General features: G+C 51.5%; 15 protein-coding genes. 6 read left to right on the plus strand and 9 right to left on the minus strand.

Translation table 11 applies throughout. The features are described from left to right. Positions 1 to 99: 99 nt before the first annotated feature. The 4 genes from HA45_RS05450 to HA45_RS05460 are packed head-to-tail and all read right to left on the minus strand — an operon-like array spanning position 100 to position 5,441. Positions 100 to 1,689 carry an ABC transporter substrate-binding protein gene (locus tag HA45_RS05450; protein ID WP_100703888.1) on the minus strand — a complete coding sequence of 530 codons (1,590 nt, stop codon included), beginning with the start codon at positions 1,687 to 1,689 and terminating at the stop codon, positions 100 to 102. Positions 1,690 to 1,692: 3 nt separating this feature from the next. After that, positions 1,693 to 2,796 carry a hydantoinase B/oxoprolinase family protein gene (locus tag HA45_RS05455; protein WP_280174498.1) on the minus strand — a complete coding sequence of 368 codons (1,104 nt, stop codon included), beginning with the start codon at positions 2,794 to 2,796 and terminating at the stop codon, positions 1,693 to 1,695. Beyond that, the gene (locus HA45_RS28620) at positions 2,777 to 3,376 is read right to left on the minus strand and encodes a hydantoinase B/oxoprolinase family protein (protein ID WP_280174499.1); all 600 of its coding nucleotides are present in this window, start codon (positions 3,374 to 3,376) and stop codon (positions 2,777 to 2,779) included. The genes HA45_RS05455 and HA45_RS28620 overlap by 20 nt, the downstream gene beginning before the upstream one ends. After that, complete coding sequence (locus HA45_RS05460; RefSeq protein WP_128598897.1) at positions 3,318 to 5,441, minus strand: hydantoinase/oxoprolinase family protein; 2,124 nt, start codon at positions 5,439 to 5,441, stop codon at positions 3,318 to 3,320. The genes HA45_RS28620 and HA45_RS05460 overlap by 59 nt, the downstream gene beginning before the upstream one ends. A 265-nt stretch (positions 5,442 to 5,706) precedes the next feature. Between HA45_RS05460 and HA45_RS05465 the strand changes: the two genes are divergently transcribed. From HA45_RS05465 to HA45_RS05485, 5 genes are all read left to right on the plus strand, one after another. Beyond that, a complete protein-coding gene (locus HA45_RS05465) occupies positions 5,707 to 6,696 on the plus strand; it encodes an ABC transporter permease (protein ID WP_100703885.1) in 990 nt (329 codons plus the stop codon). Next, positions 6,697 to 7,569: an ABC transporter permease gene (locus tag HA45_RS05470; RefSeq protein ID WP_100703884.1), complete on the plus strand. Its 873-nt coding sequence runs from the start codon at positions 6,697 to 6,699 to the stop codon at positions 7,567 to 7,569. Beyond that, positions 7,569 to 9,242 (plus strand): ABC transporter ATP-binding protein, encoded by a 1,674-nt coding sequence (locus HA45_RS05475; RefSeq protein WP_100704166.1) that lies wholly within the window; start codon positions 7,569 to 7,571, stop codon positions 9,240 to 9,242. Before HA45_RS05470 ends, HA45_RS05475 begins: the two co-directional genes overlap by 1 nt. 47 nt (positions 9,243 to 9,289) lie before the next feature. Then, on the plus strand, positions 9,290 to 9,697 hold the full coding sequence (locus tag HA45_RS05480) for a nuclear transport factor 2 family protein (protein ID WP_100703883.1): 408 nt from the start codon (positions 9,290 to 9,292) through the stop codon (positions 9,695 to 9,697). A gap of 82 nt (positions 9,698 to 9,779) precedes the next feature. Continuing rightward, positions 9,780 to 10,247, plus strand: coding sequence for a GNAT family N-acetyltransferase (locus HA45_RS05485; protein WP_100703882.1), 468 nt, complete (start codon positions 9,780 to 9,782; stop codon positions 10,245 to 10,247). Between the two features lie 280 nt (positions 10,248 to 10,527). On the opposite strand, the gene HA45_RS05490 is transcribed toward HA45_RS05485, so the two are convergent. Next, positions 10,528 to 10,830 (minus strand): hypothetical protein, encoded by a 303-nt coding sequence (locus HA45_RS05490; protein ID WP_128598898.1) that lies wholly within the window; start codon positions 10,828 to 10,830, stop codon positions 10,528 to 10,530. A gap of 469 nt (positions 10,831 to 11,299) precedes the next feature. Between HA45_RS05490 and HA45_RS05495 the strand changes: the two genes are divergently transcribed. Next, positions 11,300 to 12,415 carry a metallophosphoesterase gene (locus HA45_RS05495; RefSeq protein WP_100703880.1) on the plus strand — a complete coding sequence of 372 codons (1,116 nt, stop codon included), beginning with the start codon at positions 11,300 to 11,302 and terminating at the stop codon, positions 12,413 to 12,415. 66 nt (positions 12,416 to 12,481) lie between these two features. On the opposite strand, the gene eptB is transcribed toward HA45_RS05495, so the two are convergent. From eptB to HA45_RS27960, 4 genes are all read right to left on the minus strand, one after another. Continuing rightward, positions 12,482 to 14,140: a kdo(2)-lipid A phosphoethanolamine 7''-transferase gene (eptB, locus tag HA45_RS05500; RefSeq protein ID WP_100703879.1), complete on the minus strand. Its 1,659-nt coding sequence runs from the start codon at positions 14,138 to 14,140 to the stop codon at positions 12,482 to 12,484. Positions 14,141 to 14,475: 335 nt separating this feature from the next. Further along, complete coding sequence (locus HA45_RS05505) at positions 14,476 to 14,976, minus strand: DUF4865 family protein (protein ID WP_100703878.1); 501 nt, start codon at positions 14,974 to 14,976, stop codon at positions 14,476 to 14,478. Between the two features lie 581 nt (positions 14,977 to 15,557). Continuing rightward, positions 15,558 to 17,240, minus strand: coding sequence for an AMP-binding protein (locus tag HA45_RS05510; RefSeq protein WP_100703877.1), 1,683 nt, complete (start codon positions 17,238 to 17,240; stop codon positions 15,558 to 15,560). Between the two features lie 364 nt (positions 17,241 to 17,604). Continuing rightward, the gene (locus HA45_RS27960; RefSeq protein ID WP_244563391.1) at positions 17,605 to 18,261 is read right to left on the minus strand and encodes an NAD(P)-binding domain-containing protein; all 657 of its coding nucleotides are present in this window, start codon (positions 18,259 to 18,261) and stop codon (positions 17,605 to 17,607) included. Positions 18,262 to 18,371: the final 110 nt, after the last annotated feature.

The following is an 18,371-nucleotide window of genomic DNA, read 5'->3' on the forward strand; positions in this document are numbered from 1 at the left end:
ATAGACGAGATGTACCCGCATTAATTAGATGGATTTTCGCAAAGCTTAGCTTGCTAATGAATATAGATAAGGAAACCGCCGCAGCGGCTTCCCTAACCGTTACTTTTTATCCAGCCATACCTGTGACAGGTTGCCCTCGATGCCGTCGGCAGTCACTGAATGGTCGTGCACTTTGTGATTATAAATGGTGATAAATTGCGGGGAGATGAGATTAATATCGGGCAAATCTTGCTCGACAATTTTCTGAAACTCCTTGAATTCTTCCACGCGCTTTTGCGGATCATTTTCGGTCTGCGCGGCTTCCAGCAGGCGATCGACTTCAGGATTGTGATAATCCGACGCGTTGGAGAACGGCACCCCTTTACGGAAGTTTTTCGACCAATAAATACGCTGTACGCCAACAGTAGGATCATAGAGGTTACTGTGGCCATTTACGGTGAATGAGAAATCGCGATCGGTATAAATACGGCGTACAAAGCTGGAAAGATCCTGAGCACGCAGCGTCACTTTGATACCGATTTTTGCCAGCGCCGAGCGGGTATACTCGGCCGTTTTACGCAGATCTTCTGAGATGGGATTGTAATCCAGCGTCACCTCAAATCGGGTGCCGTCACTGCCTTTTGGGTAGCCTGCCTGATCCAGCAGTTGGTTAGCCACTTTTACATCGAAGGCATAGGGTGACGGAGAGGGGTCATTATAGGCTTTGATGCCCGGTGCGATAGGTGACGCTGTCACCTGGCCAAGGCCAAAGTAAGCCACCTGTAAAATGACATTCCGGTTAATGGCATGGGCCACTGCCTGCCGGACCCGCAAGTCTTTAAAGTGCGGATCGTCAAGATTGAACTGTAGCGAGCTGACGTTATAAGAATAGCTGTTGCCCTTGGTCTCAAAACCCAGCTGGGGCAGAGACTTAAGGCGCGCCACATCATTCAACGCGACCGGTGTACGGTAGCCAAGATCGGCATCACCGGTTTCAAAAGCGACTGATCGTGCCGCTGCATCCGGAATAAACTTCACCACTAACTGATCGAGATACGGGCGATTTTGGTCCCAATAGTGGGGATTGCGCTTATACAGGATGTAGCTGCCGCGTACCCACTTATCAAAAATATAGGGCCCAGTACCGATTGGCGCATTGTTATGCGGGTTGGTCAGTGGATCTGTGCCTTCATAGATATGCTTGGGCACAATCGGCGATTCTGCCGCCGCGAAGGCTTTGATCAAGTAAGGGGCCGGTTTGGACAACACCAGGATTGCTGTTAGTGCATCAGGCGTTTCAACCTTGGTCACGTTAGCAAAGGTGCTCGAAGCACGCGGATGCACCTTTTTCAGCAGTTCAATGGAAAACGCCACATCTGCCGAGGTGAAATCTTGCCCATCATGCCACTTCACACCTGGCCTAAGGTGGAATGTGTAACGCAAGCCATCCGGGCTAATTTCCCACTGAGTCGCCAGCTGCGGCTGGGGTTTGAGATCAAAATCATAGCTCAGCAGGCCTTCCGTAACCTTAGCGCTGACGCTCAGCGCGGGCGTGGCGACGGTAGTCAGCGCAATCAGGGCAGGCGGCTCATAGTTGAGCACCAGATTAAGCGTGCCGCCGTGTTGAGGATCCGCTGCCTGCGCAGCCCCTCCCAACAGAGAAGCCCCTAAGGCCACCGCTAACAGGGTGCGGCGAAAAACTGTAATCATGCGTTACTCCGTTTTATCTGTTAAGTGGGCGTCGTGCCCATAAAGCCCTTTTGCCGCTTCAGCACCGATCAGCTGATTAGCGACATCACGGGCAATTTGCGTGGCAACTCTTTGCTGTGGGTCGCCCAGTCCGCCGCCACCTGGCGTCTCTACGATCAAATGACTTCCCGGTGGGATGACTTGTCTGCCTTTTCCTGACAACGTCTCGCCCGTTGAGAGCGTGACGCGGCCCGGCGCACCCGCTAATCCCCCTTCGGCACCCTGCGCAGGGAAATGAATGCGATCCCAGGCCGCGCCCAGTTCCATCGGCAGATCCTGACCGTGGGAAAGTTCAATCACCTGACCCAAACCGCCACGCTGAGTGCCCGCGCCGCCTGAATCCTGGCGATACTCCTTACGCCAGAACACCACTGGACTGATCGACTCCAAAATTTCAAGCGAGACATTGCGCACCCCGCTGGGGAAGGAGGTGGTAGACAGGCCATCCAAATGCGGACGTGCCCCCGTGCCGCCGGTTGAAAAACTGGTAATGGAGAAACGAGGCTGCGTCAGGGTATTTTTAGCATCGTACTCTGGCAGAATGTGACCGCCAGACAGTTGGATATTCCACAAGCAAGAAGCCCCTTCAGCAGGAACTTCACCTGGCCGCGCCTGACGCAGGCAGTTGAACACCACATCTGGCAACATCTGCCCAATGATGTGGCGCGAGGTCACGGCGGCAGGATAGGGTGCGTTGAGAATGGAACCTTCCGGAGCATCAATGGTTATCACGCCAAGCGAACCGGCATTATTGGGAATATCAGCACCTATCAGGCAGCGAATACCAAACGAGGTATAGGCATCGGTGTAGGCCTTCACCACATTGATCCCTTTGGCGACAAATCCTGCGCTGCCAGCGAAATCAACGTGAATGCCGTTATGGCCCAGCGTCAGTCTGGCCTGAAGGCGTAAGGGTTGGTCATATCCATCCACCCACAACTCGCTCTCCCAACTGCCTGCTGGCCAGCGGCGCACCGCCTCCAGCATTGCCTGCTCTGAACGCTGTAAAATAAATTCGCCAACCTCAAGCAGATCGGGTAAGGCAAACTCATCCAACAGTGATAACAATCGGCGTGCGCGACGTCGTTACAGGCCACCAGCGCCAAAAATCACCCTCAACCTGAGCCGGTTCGCGCACGTTGGCTTTCACGATATTCAGTACGGTTTGGTCGAGTTCACCCGCGTGGATGAATTTAATGATCGGCAGGAACAATCCTTCATGCCAGATTTGCTGGCCATCCGGGCCGGGGCCAAGACCGCCTATATCAATCACATGCAGGGTTGAGGCGAATAGGGCGACCGGGCGACCTTGATGAAATACTGGTGTCACCATCGTAATGTCATACAGGTGGCCGGTGCCTTTCCAGGGATCGTTGGTGAGCAGCACATCACCGGGCGCTAACGTGTCGAGCGGGAAGGCGCGGAGAAAATGTTTAACCGATTCCGCCATAGAGTTGACGTGGCCTGGAGTGCCAGTAACAGCCTGTGCCACCATGCGCCCGTCCGGTAAGAACACACCCGCGGAAAGATCGCCGGCTTCGCGCGTCGCCGTGCCAAATGCGGTCCGAATCAGCGCCTGGGCCTGCTCTTCAACCACAGAGATAAGACGATTCCAGATGACCTGATAATGAATAGTGGCCTGACTCATTGCGTACCTCCAGCAAGAGAGTGACGTTCCAGCACCAAATGCCTTCGGGGGTGCTGCTGACAGCAAACAGTTCATCAACCAGCGTGGTCGTCTCTTCATCGACGACTAACAGTGGGCCAGCTTGTTTGCCCGCGAGGTTAATCGCCGCGCGCGAGTAAACCGGTACCTCAATACGACGCTGTTGTTGAAGTGAATAAAGTTCGCGTGGAGTTGTACTCGGCGAGGTCTGGGCCTCATGGGCAGGCGCAGGGAAAGCGATCGCTGGAGCCGGCGTGGAGGCGGTCACCGTCCAGCTGATCGCTTCCACTGCCACATGGTCGAGACTACGTCCATACAGCTGGCGGTAGGTCTCGGTGAAACGCTGGTGCAGCGTGGACACTCCGTGCTGATCAAAGATGTCATGCTCAATTGCAATCGGCACTTCATGGCCCTGACCGGCATAGCGCAGATAGACATGGCGCTCAAGTAACACTTCAGCGGATGTGTCTGCCTGGTGAACGATGCGCTGTGCCTGCTCGCTCAATGCAGCCAGCAGCGCGTTGATGACGGTAAAATTGGGATTATCCAGCCGTTGATAGAAACTGCGTACTGCTTGATAGGAGACCGGCGCCCATAAGAAGCCGAGTGCGGAGCCAACGCCAGCGGCATGCGGGATGACCACGCGATCGATACCCAGTTTGCTGGCAAGACGGGCAGCGTGCAGTGGCGCAGCACCGCCAAAAGCAACCAGAGTATAGCTGTCGACCTGTTTTCCCAGTTCACTGGCGTGCACTCGCGCCGCATTCGCCATGTTTTCGGCAATAATTTCGGTCACCGCCAGCGCAGCCTCATCCGTGCCCAGCCCAAGAGGCTGGCCCACCTGCTGGGCAAGTGCCAACGCGGCTTTGTCCACATTCAACTCGACTTTACCGCCAGCAAAACTGGCCGGGTCCAGTAATCCCAGTTGCGCATTGGCATCAGTGATAGTGACGAGTTCACCACCGAGGTTATAGCTCACCGGGCCTGGCGCAGAACCGGCGCTGTCCGGCCCGACCTGCAAACGTTGCAAATTATCGATACGCGCAATCGAACCGCCGCCGGCACCAATCTCTACCAGATCAATAACCGGAATACGGATCGGTAAACCCGATCCTTTTTGGTGGCGATGCACGCGGCCAAACTCGAAGCTGCGGGAAATTTGCGGCTGGAAGTGGTCGATAAAGCAGATTTTGGCGGTGGTGCCGCCCATATCAAAGGATAAAACTTTCGGCAACTTCAGCTGACTGGCGATATTACTGGCGAGAATCGCGCCACCTGCCGGGCCTGACTCCACCAATCGTACCGGTTCGTCAATGCCCTGTTGCAGCGTGGTTATCCCGCCGCCGGATGTCATCAGGTAAGGCTGCACACGTAAGCCGCGGGCACTGAGCTGCTGTTGCAAACGTTGAAGATAGCCCGCCACCAGCGGTTGAACGTAGGCATTCGCGCAGACCGTTGACAGGCGCTCATACTCACGGATTTCCGGGCAAACATCGCTGGAGAGCGAAATCGTTACGCCGGGCAATAAATCACGCAGGATTTCTGCCGTACGCTGCTCGTGCTGGGGATTGATAAAACTTTGCAGGTAGCCAATCGCCAAACTCTCAATCTTCAGCGTTTTTAACTCACTGGCTAATGCCACCACTTGCGCTTCGTTGAGGGGGATGCGGATCGTGCCCTGAGCATCAATCCGTTCCTCCACGATAAAGCGCCATTGCCGTTCCACCAGGGGGCGCGGCTTCTGCAGAAACACGTCGTATTGCGCGAAACGATCTTCCTGCCCGATTTCAACCAGGTCCCGAAAACCAGCGGTGGTAATCAGCGCGGTGCGTGCTCCTTTGCGCTCGATTAAGGCATTCGTCGCCAGCGTGGTGCCGAGGATCAACAGATCAATGGCGGAAAAGTCTAATGCTGCCTGGCTGAGCACTTCATCGATGCCCGCAATGACGGCGCGTTCAGGCGCTTCAGCGCTGGTCAGCACTTTTGCCGAATATTGCTGGTTGCCTTGTAACAACACAATATCGGTAAACGTGCCGCCCACATCCACGGCGACCCGATTAACGGGGGGATATTACGTCTTTCTGACATGCCTTTGCCTGTTAAATAATTGAAAATGGTGGGCATCATTAACAGACATCGAATAGATGATGACTACTGAGTATTTCGGGTTAACTCATGCGCAATGTGCATAAGCTGGCTTAATTCCTGGATATCATTTTAACAGCAATACTTTTGCGGAATTATTATTAAGCCAAAAAACATCGCCTGTTAGTTTCCCTGTTTCTTAAAACCTTGATGCAAGGACGTTGGTTATGCAGCAAGCGCGCCATTGGCTGCCCTCACTATTGGTGAAAACCCTGTTTCAGGTCGTACCAACATTTGTGGGTATTTTGCTGATCATGTTTGTGATCCTGAAAGCCATTCCCGGCGATGCGGTGGACGTGCTGGCGGGAGAATCTGGCGGTGCCAGTGCGGCGAGCATGGCATTGATGCGCGAACAGTATGGCCTTAACTTACCGGCCTGGCAGCAGTTTCTTCATTGGGGAGGCCATATTCTGCAGGGTAACCTGGGCTATTCTCCCCGATTTAACACGCCGGTCAACACATTAATATTATCCCGCTTGCCCGCCACGCTAATGTTGATGCTGGCGGCTCAATTTTTCGCATTAATCATTGGTGTTCTGTTTGGCGTGATAATGGCGCTGTTTGTTGGTCGCTGGCCTGACCGATTATTATCTCTCACCAGCTTACTGCTTTATTCATTACCTGGGTTTTGGATCGGATTAATGTTGCTGGTGCTGTTCTCCGTTCATTTAGGTTGGCTGCCTAGCAGTGGGAATATGACTATCGGATCCGATCTCCATGGCTGGGCATATATCAGCGATCGTATTTCTCACGCGATATTACCGGTGTTCTCCCTGGCGAGTTTTTTCCTCGCAATATATGCGCGTTTAACCCGTGCCGCGATGCTGGAGATCACCCATCAGGATTTTGTTCGCACTGCGCACGCCAAGGGATTGTCGCCACTAAGGGTGACCCTTGTTCATGTGCTGCGCTGTGCATTAATTCCCCTGGTCACGGTAAGCGGTATGCATATCGCCACGCTGTTGAGCGGGGCAGCGGTGGTGGAGACGGTATTCTCATGGCCGGGCCTTGGCAGGCTGGCACTTGATGCGGTGATGGCACGCGATGTCAATATCCTGCTCGGTATCCTGCTCTTCTCATCGCTGCTCGTGTTGATCGCCAATTTTGTGGTGGATCTTATTCACGCCTGGCTCGATCCCCGTGTTGCGAGACATTAAATGAGCACATTATCGTCAGTCACCGTAACGCATGACGTTCATCATCGCGCGTTACGTCAATTTTTCCGTAATCCTGCCGGTCTGCTTGGGCTGGTGATTCTTCTGATCGTCGTTGCCATGGCGTTGATCGCTCCCTGGCTCTATCCCGGAGACCCGCTGGATATGGTCGCCACGCCGCTGCTGCAACCCGCTAACGACTGGGACTGGCCGTTAGGAACGGACGCGATGGGACGCGACCTGGCTGCCGGCATTTTTCACGGTGCACGTATTTCGCTGATGATTGGTTTAGGTGCCACGCTGATTGGTCTTTGCGCCGGTACACTGATTGGCAGCCTGAGCGGCTATTACGGCGGTGTTATCGATAATCTGTTAATGCGAGTGACGACACTGTTTCAGACCATGCCCGCCTTTTTATTAGTGATCATTATCTTAGCGGTCTCCACTCCTTCAGTGAACCTGATCATCTTCAGCATCGGCATTACCAGTTGGCCAACTATTGCGCGACTGGTGCGGGCAGAATTTCGTACTCTGCGCGAGTCCGATTTTGTGCTGGCTGCCCGTTGCCAGGGTTACTCGTCGGGGCACATCATTTTTCGTGAAATGCTGCCCAATGCGCTGCCTGCCATTATCGTCACCGCCTCGGTGATGGTCGCCTCCGCCATTCTCATGGAAGCGGCGCTCTCCTTCCTCGGATTAGGCGATCCTAACGTGGTTAGCTGGGGATTTTTGATTGGCAGCGGGCGTGAAATGCTGCGTACCGCCTGGTATCTGACTGCCGTTCCAGGTCTTGCCCTGGTGATAACGTTACTTGGCCTGAACCTGTTGGGTGATGCGTTAAACGATGCCTTTAATCCCAGACTGAGTGAGCAATGATGTCAGCACTATTGTCGGTAGAGAATCTGCAGGTCCGTTTTGGTCAACATGCCGCCGTTGAACGGGTGAGTTTTAATCTGGCGCAAGGTGAAATGCTCGCTCTGGTTGGGGAGTCCGGTAGCGGAAAATCTGCCACAGCGCTATCGATAATGGGCCTGCTAGCCCGACAGGCTGAGGTGAAAGGGCGTATCCTGTTTGAAGGTCAAGATTTGCTCAGTTTGCCGAAACCAGTATTACGCGGAATACGTGGCGATAAAATCTCCATGATATTTCAGGAGCCGATGACCTCATTAAACCCTGTCTATAGCGTGGGGGCGCAGATTGCAGAGAGTCTGCGCTTGCATCAACATCTCAATCGCAAACAAGCTCGTGCCCGCGCTATCGAACTGTTGAACCTGGTCAACATTCCCGATCCTACCCGGCGGGTCGATGATTTCCCGCACCAACTTTCAGGCGGGCAGCGCCAGCGGGTGATGATCGCCATGGCGGTCGCGTGCGAACCTAAACTCCTTATTGCCGATGAGCCCACCACCGCGCTAGATGTTACGGTACAGGCGAACATCATGCTGCTGCTCGATAGACTGCGCCGCGAGCTTTCATTGAGCATTCTGATGATCTCCCATGATCTCGGCGTTGTGTCACAGTGGGCAGATAACGTGGCAGTAATGCACCACGGCACGGTTGTCGAGCAGGGTAGCGCAGAGGCGCTCTTCCGCCATCCAAAACACGATTACACGCGTGGGCTGATGGAAGCTTCATTGAGCGGCGACAACGACCTGCACTACCGCCAGCGTCTTCTTACCGAGATTCGCTATGATGGTCAGGAGCAGTTCCACCTGCATCAACCCGCTATGCTGCCTTTCGAGGATCTCAAGAGTGATGCCCCGTTGCTGTCAGTGAATGATTTGACGGTGAGTTATAAGCAGGGGCGCAAGCGTATTCCGGCACTGCAGAACGTTAGCTTCGATCTGCATGCCGGTGAAACACTGGGTCTGGTAGGGGAGTCTGGCTGTGGCAAATCCACTTTATCCCGCACGCTTTTACGGTTGATCAACGCCGATAGCGGCAACATATTCCTCGATGGTGCAGAGATTACACATCAGCCTGAATCGGCATTAAAAAAGCTGCGCCAGAGTGTGCAGATGATTTTCCAAGATCCTTACGCTTCACTGAATCCACGTCAGTCCATTTTCACGATTCTTGACTCAGTCCTTCATCTGCACGACCCTGCGCCTGCCGCACAACGCTTGCAGCGTATTCATCGCATGCTGGATCGTGTAGGACTGCCTAAACAGGCACTGCATCGTTATGCCCATGAGTTTTCCGGCGGTCAGCGCCAGCGTATTGGCATTGCGCGTGCGCTCATCGTAAAACCGAGGCTGGTCATTTGCGATGAGGCCGTTTCCGCGCTCGATGTGTCGGTTCAGGCACAAATCCTGAACCTGCTGCTGGAAATGAAGCAGGAGTTCGGGCTGAGCTATCTGTTTATTTCGCACAACCTTGCTGTGGTGCGTTATATGTCAGACAACGTGCTGGTAATGAATCAAGGCGAGATCGTGGAATCGGGAGACGTCGGGCAGATTTGGCGCCATCCGCAGCATCCTTATACACAGCAGTTGCTATCGGCGGTGAAAGCCGACGCACCTATGGCTCACGAGCGAAGATCTGCCTGACGGTATGACTCGCCAATCAAATGTGCTTTCCCAGCAGGAGAATAGTGATGTCAGACATAACGAATGAAGCAGTGATCAAAACCTTTTTCAATGTGGCGGCCACCGCACAGGACACGTCGGAAATCGGAAAGCTAGTGAGCCCTGATATTGATTGGTTTATTGCTGGTGACACTGAAAACGTCCCGTGGATTGGTAGAAAAAGTGGACAGACAGGTGCCGCGGAATTTTACTCACAGATTCGTGAGCAGATTAAATCCGAAGATTTTTCCGTTGATGGCTTTTTCAGCCATGGCGATCGCGTGTTAGTGCCCGGCAGGCTCAGTTCACGGGTCATCAAGACCGGCAAGTTGATTGAGACTGATTTCATTTTTGATTTTATCGTCAAGGATGGATTGATTACCCGTTTCAGACTGTTCGAAGACAGCTTCGCCGTTTCTCAGGCTAGCATCGTATAATCACGCTCGAATATGAGGCCAACGGCGGGAGATGTTGCTTTAAAGGCTAAAGTGCGTTGGGCATTACGATAGGGAGAGAGTGATGGAAATTCGAAGGTTTAAGGACGGTGATGCGAGCGCTTTATTTGATGTTTTTTCATCATCGATCCGTGATCTCGCATCGCGCGACTACACTCCGCAACAGATTGAGGTGTGGGCATCGAAAGATATTGACCCGCAACAGTGGGCAAGCCATATGAAGGCGCTGAACCCCTTTGTAGTAGAAGTGAAAGGAAGGATTGCTGGATATGCCGATGTTCAATCTAATGGGTATATTGACCATTTTTACGTATCCGGGGCCTATGCTAAGCAAGGTGTCGGCTCACTGCTGATGAAAGGTCTTCATGAAGAAGCCGAACGTTTGGGACTTAACGAACTGACGTCAAATGTAAGCAAGACCGCAGAATCATTCTTTGAACGGCAGGGCTTCACTGTGGTGAAAAGAAATTTACCTGTTCGACAGGGTGTGACACTGCAAAATGCATTGATGCGGAAGGGGTTAGTCAATTAAGAACCTGGGCGAGGCTGAGGTGTGCGTTGAACATCTGGCTGAGGCTGCCATCGAGTTGTGTATAGCGTCGTGATAGGAAATTTCCACGGCGATGACTTTCCTTCACTCTGGAGCAATACTTAAATCTTTCTGCAATGAAAGAGCGGGGAGCGTTGCCCTTCCTGGATTTAAGATTTTGATAATGGAATATAGCAGCCGAAACTATTTCCGGCTGCTATCAGCTACGTCGAAAGAGAATTGCGCTCGTCGATGCTACAAAGCGCATTCAGCCGCTGGCAACTTAATCGCGTACGAGGTTGCCAAAGTTTTGAAACGACTCTTCTACGATAATATTGACGTGACAAAAGACTTCATGCTCCGACTGTCGATCGTAGCGGAAGTAGCGCGAAACCACGACGCCCCGAAATGAGGAGAGCCTGTTGTCCTCATCTGGATTCCCGCCGATTTCGACAAAATCACCCACTGAAGGAATGAACATGACTGGGGTTTCTTCACCGGAGGTGCTGATAACACTTCCTTCGGGAATTGGTGTTTCTTCACCGCGTCGTTTGTACTGAAAGTCAATGCTGTACGTTATTTCCAATGTTACCTCTGGATGTCATCCGTTCGAATCGTCCATACAGACTTTATAGTCCTGGGTAGACAATAATATCAGAGATAATACCCAGGAATAAACAGGGAGCTGCGCAGAAAATTCTTATATAAGCACTTCTGAAGGTTGCCATTAAAGTATGTGCATCTCCTTCGAGAAGTTTGGAAGCCACAGAAGGTAGCCACTGGCGATTGCTGTTATCGCTTATTAGGCAGGTTCGAAAACTTAAGTAACCATTACCGCTTCGCTTATTTTTCTCATGACTTAAACACCGTATCATGCGGCCTTAACGACCGAGAAGTTGTACCGTTAAATTATTATTTCATTAGAGGTACGATGTTTACCGTTAGCTATATGAGCTGTGTAACGGCTTGCAGGGAACAACGAAGATGAGATTGATGCTATGATGCATTGCTTAATTTTCGCACTGAATCAGTGCTTGTAAACAGGGAAGAAAGGAATGTTTCATCTGATTTTTAGCATACCGAGCTGGTATGTCATTGCGCGATTTGTTATTCCATTAGCCATGCCATTGGTGCTTAAAATCCTCTTATCCCTGGTGGTTTTACTGGCTTCACAGTACCTGTTAATCAGCCGTTTTACGCCGGGCGGTATCTTCTCACCTGAAATGCCGCGTGTGGTTATTATCCTGTTTAACTGGGCATTCGGAACGGTGTTATTCCTGGCGATGACCCAATTACTGATAGATATCGTGGCGGTGATTGCCCTGGCGTTACGCCATCCGTTTGAGATCGCACCCGGCGCACGTTATCTGGCAGCGATCCTGGCGATGGTGCTGGCAACGGTGGGCGTCCATCAGGCAATACGGGTACCGCCTGTGAAAGATGTGACCATTAAAATTAAGGACCTTCCTCGTGAGTTCGAGGGATATCAACTGCTTCAACTGACGGACTTACACATCACAAAACTCTTTAACGCCGCCTGGACGACGAAGATGGTGGAAAGGGCGATGACGCTTGATGTTGACCTCATCCTGGTCACGGGCGATGTCATCGACGGCACGCTGGAAAATCGCCGAAATGATGTTGAACCGCTTAAAGGTTTGCATGCGCCCGACGGCGTTTTTGCCATTACCGGTAATCACGAGTATTTCTTTGAACAGCAACGCTGGACAGAACACCTTGCGACACTGGGCCTGCAACCTCTGCTGAATAGCCACACGATTATCAAACGCGGTGAAGCAGAGTTGGTTATTGCGGGCCTGCCCGATGCATCAGCATCACGGAGAGATGCGATTGGCCCAGATATAGAGAAAGCGTTGGAGGGGATACCTGATGACGCACCTGTGGTGCTCATGGATCACCAACCGCGTAATGCGCGGAACAATGCGCAACATAATGTAGATTTACAGCTTTCTGGCCATACTCATGGCGGGCTGATTCTTGGATTCGATCGTCTATTTGTTAAACCTAATGCGGGCTTTGTTTCAGGACATTATGACGTGGAAAACATGCAACTCTACGTGAATAACGGAACAGCGCTGTGGCCGGGAATGGCAGTCAGATTGGGTCGTCCTTCGGAATTAACACGAATTACCCTACAGCGGAAAGACTGACTGACCAATCGCCGCAGGAAGCAAACATGCCTCCTGCGGCGATTGGATTACGCTTTTGCTGGCTTATCAGGATACATGATTACACCAGTTCCGATATTTATTGATACCGCCGTCTGGCGATGTAAATCCTGAACAACCTAAAATACTATCAAAAAGTTTTTCATGGAAAACCGGCGTCTTTTTGTCCTGCAGCTCACGCAGGCGGTCAAACGATAACTGGTTATCTTTATTACTTAAAAATTTATCCGATGCCCAGACCATAATGGGGATTGTACGCTGTGCCATTGGGGCGTGATCGCGAGGCGTTCCATGAAAATGCAGATTATCTGAAATGGACTCACCATGATCCGACGCATAAAAGACAATCGCATTCTTGTCTTTTAAACTGTCGAACGTTTTCTTCAAAAAATAATCCGTGTAGAGCAGGCTATTATCATAGGAGTTAACCATCTCTTCTGTACTACAGGCATCGTCAATACCCTGACATTCAGGTTTATACCTGGCAAATGCACGTGGATAACGTTCCGTGTACATGTAATGAGAACCTTTGGTATGCAGGATGACGATATGCTTTCCTTGAGGATGACGATCTATAGAATCTTTGAGTTCATCAATAAGTGCCATATCGTCAACGGGTTGACCGGCATGACGTTTTTCCGCCTGAATAGACTCTCGCACAGAATAACTGTCAGCAAGTACCTTATTGTAGAACCATGCCTCACTCTGCATAGAGAACAGTTCAGACGAAAAACCTTGTTTCTTCATTACCGTGAACACGTTCATTTCTTTAAGCGTTCGTTCTGGGGCCTCTGAAGCACCGCCTTCTCTGACAAACATGCAACGAAGGGAAAGCTTTGTCGATGTATCGCACGAGTAACCTTGCAGGTGAATAAGGTTTTTCTCTTGATCAAGATAAGGGGTGTTATCACGCGCATAGCCATATAAACCCATATGATCTCTTCGCGCACTTTCTCCAATCACAAATACAATGTAGAGGTCATCTGCACTTTTCGGCGCAACGTATTTAAAATGCTCTGCAGGATCATAAAGATTGCGGTCATCTTCTGCCTGACTGAAGGTGCTGTAAGCTAACAATCCAACCCCGGAAAGCCAATTAGAGGGGGAGTATGTCCCGGCCACAACACCGCCGTAGCTTGCCATCATGCGGTTATTTACTTTGTCCTGTTCCGCTTGAACCTTACCCATTAAGTTCAGGGGAAGCCAGCAGCCCAGACCGGCAATAATCATGACGAGCGTCTTGTAAGACCATGCAAATTTAGGTTGCATTGAAGAATGTTTTTGGCGGTCGTGATATTTCCAGATCACAAAGAGTGGAACACTATTGATGGCTATCAACCACACGAAGAAGTGCCATCCAACAGACTCTTTTGAAAGGTCGAATGAGTCAGCGGCCATTACTGCTGCAACGATACCGTAGCCAATATCGATGTTATAAAAAATCATATAGTAGCTTGCTGCACTTGACACCAAAACTAGCGCTGACATGCCTATGCGGGAAACGTACTTACCTAACAGACTTAATAGCATGCAAAGAAATAATACGAGGCAAAAGGCGGCAAATACTTCAACTATCAGAGATAGTGTCCTGTCAAAACTTATTTTTTCAAAGCGCCGAAAGAATATGGGTAAATTGAGCAGTATCCCTACAAACAGTGCAATAAAAATCGGCACATATAATTGCCTTAAAAAACTTCGTTTGAACATCCCTAGCCTCGCAAGTGAAAAAATTATAACTAATTTTTATTAAGAAACAGTGAACGTTATGACGCTGTCAGCTTGAAAGGGTTCAGCAAGCAGGAGGTTACCGCTACGTTATAATGTAACGGCATGTATTTGAAGGCGAGTAAGATTTTTTAAGTAATTGATTATGTGGGCTTTTATTTTCACTGCATAGTTGTCGGGGCTCTGGCTTCGTAAAGGGAATAATGCTTTCAACCGTTGATGAGCATCTGTGCTCTCTGGTGTGGGACACACTTTGGGGACGTGTGCTTCGCTCACAATTGATGCTGAGCGAAACAACGGATACAAATTGCCGCTAACTACACGCCATTCGCCACATAATTGATACGGTAGTTATCAAATCCCGCTTTAGGCCCACTGCCAAAATCCACCTGTAACAACTGCCAGCGGCTGACATCCCATGCACAAAGTTGACCTTCCAGCGCCAGAGCCGACAGTGCGCTGTGCGCGGCAATGGGTCGCTTTCTCATCGACAACCATGTGGCATCATTAATCACTTCAATATTGGGCAAACGCAGTGCCAGCCAGTTATCAATCAGCGGCCAGCCAAAATCCTGCGTCAGCTTTTCAAAGGCTGGACTCTGTAAAAAATTTGCCATCGCGTCAGCATTTTTCCAGAGATAGAGGGGCGCATAACGGTTCTCATCGCAATGTGCATCACCGATCCGGGAAACGAGATATGCCTTAAAAAGTAGGCCTGGGAAGCCATCCAATTTCGCACCATTTTGCTTGATACGCGTATCAATGATCGACATGTCGTAGTCAGCGGGTAGGGTAAATCGATATTGCATGACAATCATAATGTGTCCTCCGACAGCATCTGATCGCGGTTGGAGCATAATTCATGACACCGATCGGACAGCGTTGGCGTAAAGCCGATCAGAGTTTCACAATCAAAGTTTTTCAGCATGGCGTTTCTTCTCCGCATTGACAGTGAAATGATTCTGGTACGATCGTTTCATCCCGAATATCAAATTCTTCACTCACAACCATCCTGATTTACAGGATAATATTAGTTTTTTTTAGAGGCTGTTAAGATATGAGCAAGTCACAGCATCATGAAGTGTTCTGTGCGTTTCAGATATGTCATTTAACATAATATACATTATGCGCATTAAATTGGGGTTTCAATTATGTTAAATTGCCAGCCACCTAAAGTATCTTAAAGCGCTTTAGATGGCGGTTGAAATATTTATCTGGGGAAGTTTTCCAGCACTGAGATCAACGCGTGACGTTCGCTAATCCGTTATCGGCCTTGGGCGTGACTGTCATAAGGACTCAACTTGGTGTTGAGACTCTAGCGTGTTCGTTGAACTCCCTAAACGATGAGACATCCTGTGAAGTCACATTCCCCTCTAAAAGAGTGTTTGGAACGTTTTTGTCATGATGCCAACTCACGTCGGATATATTTACCGGAAAAGGTTTTAGGTAGCGTATCGTAAAAACGAATGTACCGTGGAATTGCATGTCGACCGCAACGCTCCACCAGTTTCTCTCGAATTTGTCGCTTCAGTACCCTCTGCTGTAATGAGGTCAGCGCCTCAGTAACCACATATAAAGCAACCATTTCTCCAAGCAAAGCGTGTGGCGTTCTGGTGGCCACCACTTCCAGGATCTCATTAAGGCCGCCCAACGCATTTTCCACCTCAGTGGTTGCCAGCCTCTTACCACCGATATTGATCACATCATCCATGCGTCCCTGAATGACAATTTTATCACCCTTTCTTACCGCACAGTCGTGGGTGGCATAACACCACTGACCGTTGCGTTTTAACCAGTAGCGTTGGTCATGCTGAGTGTCGTCCTGCCACACGGTCAGCATTGCGCCGGGTCCCAGCGTAGAGTTGAATATCAGCATACCGGTTTCACCTTCGGCGCAGGCTTCACCGTTTAACGGATTGACCACTTCCGGCGCGCGTGGAAATACAGGACTGAGCGCCGTACCCTGGCCTGCCAGCAACGGCCAGCCAGACTCCGTTTGCCAGTAATGATTTTCACAGTTCACCGCCATCACTTGTCTAACCCACGCTTCCGTTGCGTCATCCAGTGGTTCTCCCGCCAGATACATCGCGCGCAGTGAGGCCAGAGTGGCACGAGGCGGGCCCTGCCTGCGCGCCAACCGAATAGCACCGGCGATTGTCAGCATACGGGTTATACCCAGTTCTTCAATCATCTGCCACCAGTTCTGGCCAGGCGCATTACGCGGGCTGCTTTCGCACATTACCGTGGTTAATCCGGCCAGCAGTGGTGCATAAATCCCGTAACTGTGCCCGGTCACCCAGCCAATATCAGCCGAGGTAAAGAAGACCTCGTCATCATCCAGTTTAAACAGGTGATGCAGGCTGGCTAACAACGCCACGGCATACCCACCAGTATCGCGCACTATCCCTTTTGGCGTGCCGCTGGTGCCTGAGGTGAACAACAAATGTGAAGGCTCACTGGAGGCTAACCACACACAGGGGATCTGCATCGCTGCGTGAGTCGACAGTTGCCCCATGAAGTCAGCTGACGCAGTATCAACAACGCGCATGCTTATTGATGTCATCGGGATATTGGGAAGTAATTCCCTGCCACGGCTTTCACTATGGTGCAGGATCAATGCGGGCGTACAGGCCTGAGTCCGCTGTAAAAGCGCTTCGCTGGTGATGGAGGAGTAAACCACCACATGAACCGCACCTAGACGTGCGCAGGCCAGCATCGCCACCGCAGCCAGCGGCGACACCGGCAGCGCAATGAGCACACGATCGCCCGGCCGGATCCCCCATTCCATCATTAAACTGCTAAGCACGTTGACCTGCTGCCATAACTCACGATAGCTCCCGCGATGCGTCTGGCCGCGATAGTCACGATGAATAATGGCGCAGCGATCGGCGCGCTGTGCAAGATGACGGTCCAGTGCGTTGAAGCAGAGGTTGGTCTTTCCTTCCGGGAACCAGCGGCTGCGGGGCCCCGGCTCAATCCGTTCAACCACCTGCTCAAAGGGATGCTGCCAGTGAATTCGCCGGGCCTCCTGCCGCCAGAATTCACTGTTAAACCCTGTATTATCCACGTCGGATCCCAACATTCATCGCCTCCGGCTGAGCCATGTCCCGGGTGTACTGCTCAATGACATTCGCGATCCATGTCGCATCCTCTCCTACCCCCTCAAACCGCCCCGAGCCCCAGGTCCACAACCATGGCAACCCCCAGAAAATAAAGCCCGGGCTGCACAGACACGCCCCGCGTATGGCGGGGATACCCTTTTTCATCGAAAACTGGCGCTTCAATCCAGCTAAAATCAGTATGAAATCCAACCGCCCAGACGATGGCGCTGATGCTGGCGAGATCGATAGCAGCTGGATGCTGTTCCGGCTCCCAGAGCGGCTGGTAAGTCGGTTCCTCCGGTGCCTCAATGCCCTTTTGATCAATCCAGGCATCAATGCTGTCCTTTATTTTTTTGAGGTCGCATCCGCGCCGTCAAGGTTAGCGCGCAGATCCCCAGCAGTGAGTAACTGGCCATCCTGATACTTCAATAAACGTCCATAAAGCTGCATGCCCTGCAGCGCAAACGCGCGTAAATCAATATCCCGACCGCCGTCGCGCCCGGTGACATAGTGGTTGGTTTTACGGCGCGCATCCTCGCCCAGCGGATGATTATCCACGGTTAATCGGTAGTGCCCCATATCATCAAGCCAATCAACCACATCGCGTCCACGGTAGAAACGCGCCACGCGCGGTGCGCTGCCCACACACAGATGCACACGGCGCCCCGCAAGGTGCAGATCCTCGGCGATCTGCGCGCCGGATTGTGCCGAACCCACCACCAACACATCACCCTGTGGCAGTTGATCTGAAGATTTGTACTCTGCGGAGTGCAACTGCACGATACGTGGCGGCAACTGTGTGGCGATGTCAGGGAAACGCGGCCTGTGGTAGTTGCCCACGGCGATCACCACCTGTTCAGCCTGAATCGTTCCCATCGAGGTGCGTAACACAAACCCGTCAGCGTGGCGCGTAACGCGCTCCACGTTCACCCCTTCATAGAGCGGCGCATCAAAACTCCGTGCATAGCGCTCAATGTAAGCCACGATTTCATCGCGCAGCATAAATCCGTGCGGATCCTCACCGTCATAAGGAAATCCCGGCAGCTTACATTGCCAGTTTGGTGTTACCAGGCAGAAATTGTCCCAGCGCTGATGGCGCCACGCCCAGGCAA

The sequence above is a fragment of the Pantoea rodasii genome, assembly GCF_002095465.1.
Lineage (GTDB): Bacteria > Pseudomonadota > Gammaproteobacteria > Enterobacterales > Enterobacteriaceae > Pantoea > Pantoea rodasii.

Coding starts and splice junctions, on each gene's coding strand:
- HA45_RS05510 (WP_100703877.1), bottom strand. CDS start 17,240: ATGTTGGGATCCGACGTGGATAATACAGGGTTTAACAGTGAATTCTGG.
- HA45_RS05480 (WP_100703883.1), top strand. CDS start 9,290: ATGTCAGACATAACGAATGAAGCAGTGATCAAAACCTTTTTCAATGTG.
- HA45_RS05495 (WP_100703880.1), top strand. CDS start 11,300: ATGTTTCATCTGATTTTTAGCATACCGAGCTGGTATGTCATTGCGCGA.
- HA45_RS05505 (WP_100703878.1), bottom strand. CDS start 14,976: ATGATTGTCATGCAATATCGATTTACCCTACCCGCTGACTACGACATG.
- HA45_RS05465 (WP_100703885.1), top strand. CDS start 5,707: ATGCAGCAAGCGCGCCATTGGCTGCCCTCACTATTGGTGAAAACCCTG.
- HA45_RS27960 (WP_244563391.1), bottom strand. CDS start 18,261: ATGCTGCGCGATGAAATCGTGGCTTACATTGAGCGCTATGCACGGAGT.
- HA45_RS28620 (WP_280174499.1), bottom strand. CDS start 3,376: ATGAGTCAGGCCACTATTCATTATCAGGTCATCTGGAATCGTCTTATC.
- HA45_RS05450 (WP_100703888.1), bottom strand. CDS start 1,689: ATGATTACAGTTTTTCGCCGCACCCTGTTAGCGGTGGCCTTAGGGGCT.
- HA45_RS05475 (WP_100704166.1), top strand. CDS start 7,569: ATGTCAGCACTATTGTCGGTAGAGAATCTGCAGGTCCGTTTTGGTCAA.
- HA45_RS05470 (WP_100703884.1), top strand. CDS start 6,697: ATGAGCACATTATCGTCAGTCACCGTAACGCATGACGTTCATCATCGC.
- HA45_RS05485 (WP_100703882.1), top strand. CDS start 9,780: ATGGAAATTCGAAGGTTTAAGGACGGTGATGCGAGCGCTTTATTTGAT.
- eptB (WP_100703879.1), bottom strand. CDS start 14,140: ATGTTCAAACGAAGTTTTTTAAGGCAATTATATGTGCCGATTTTTATT.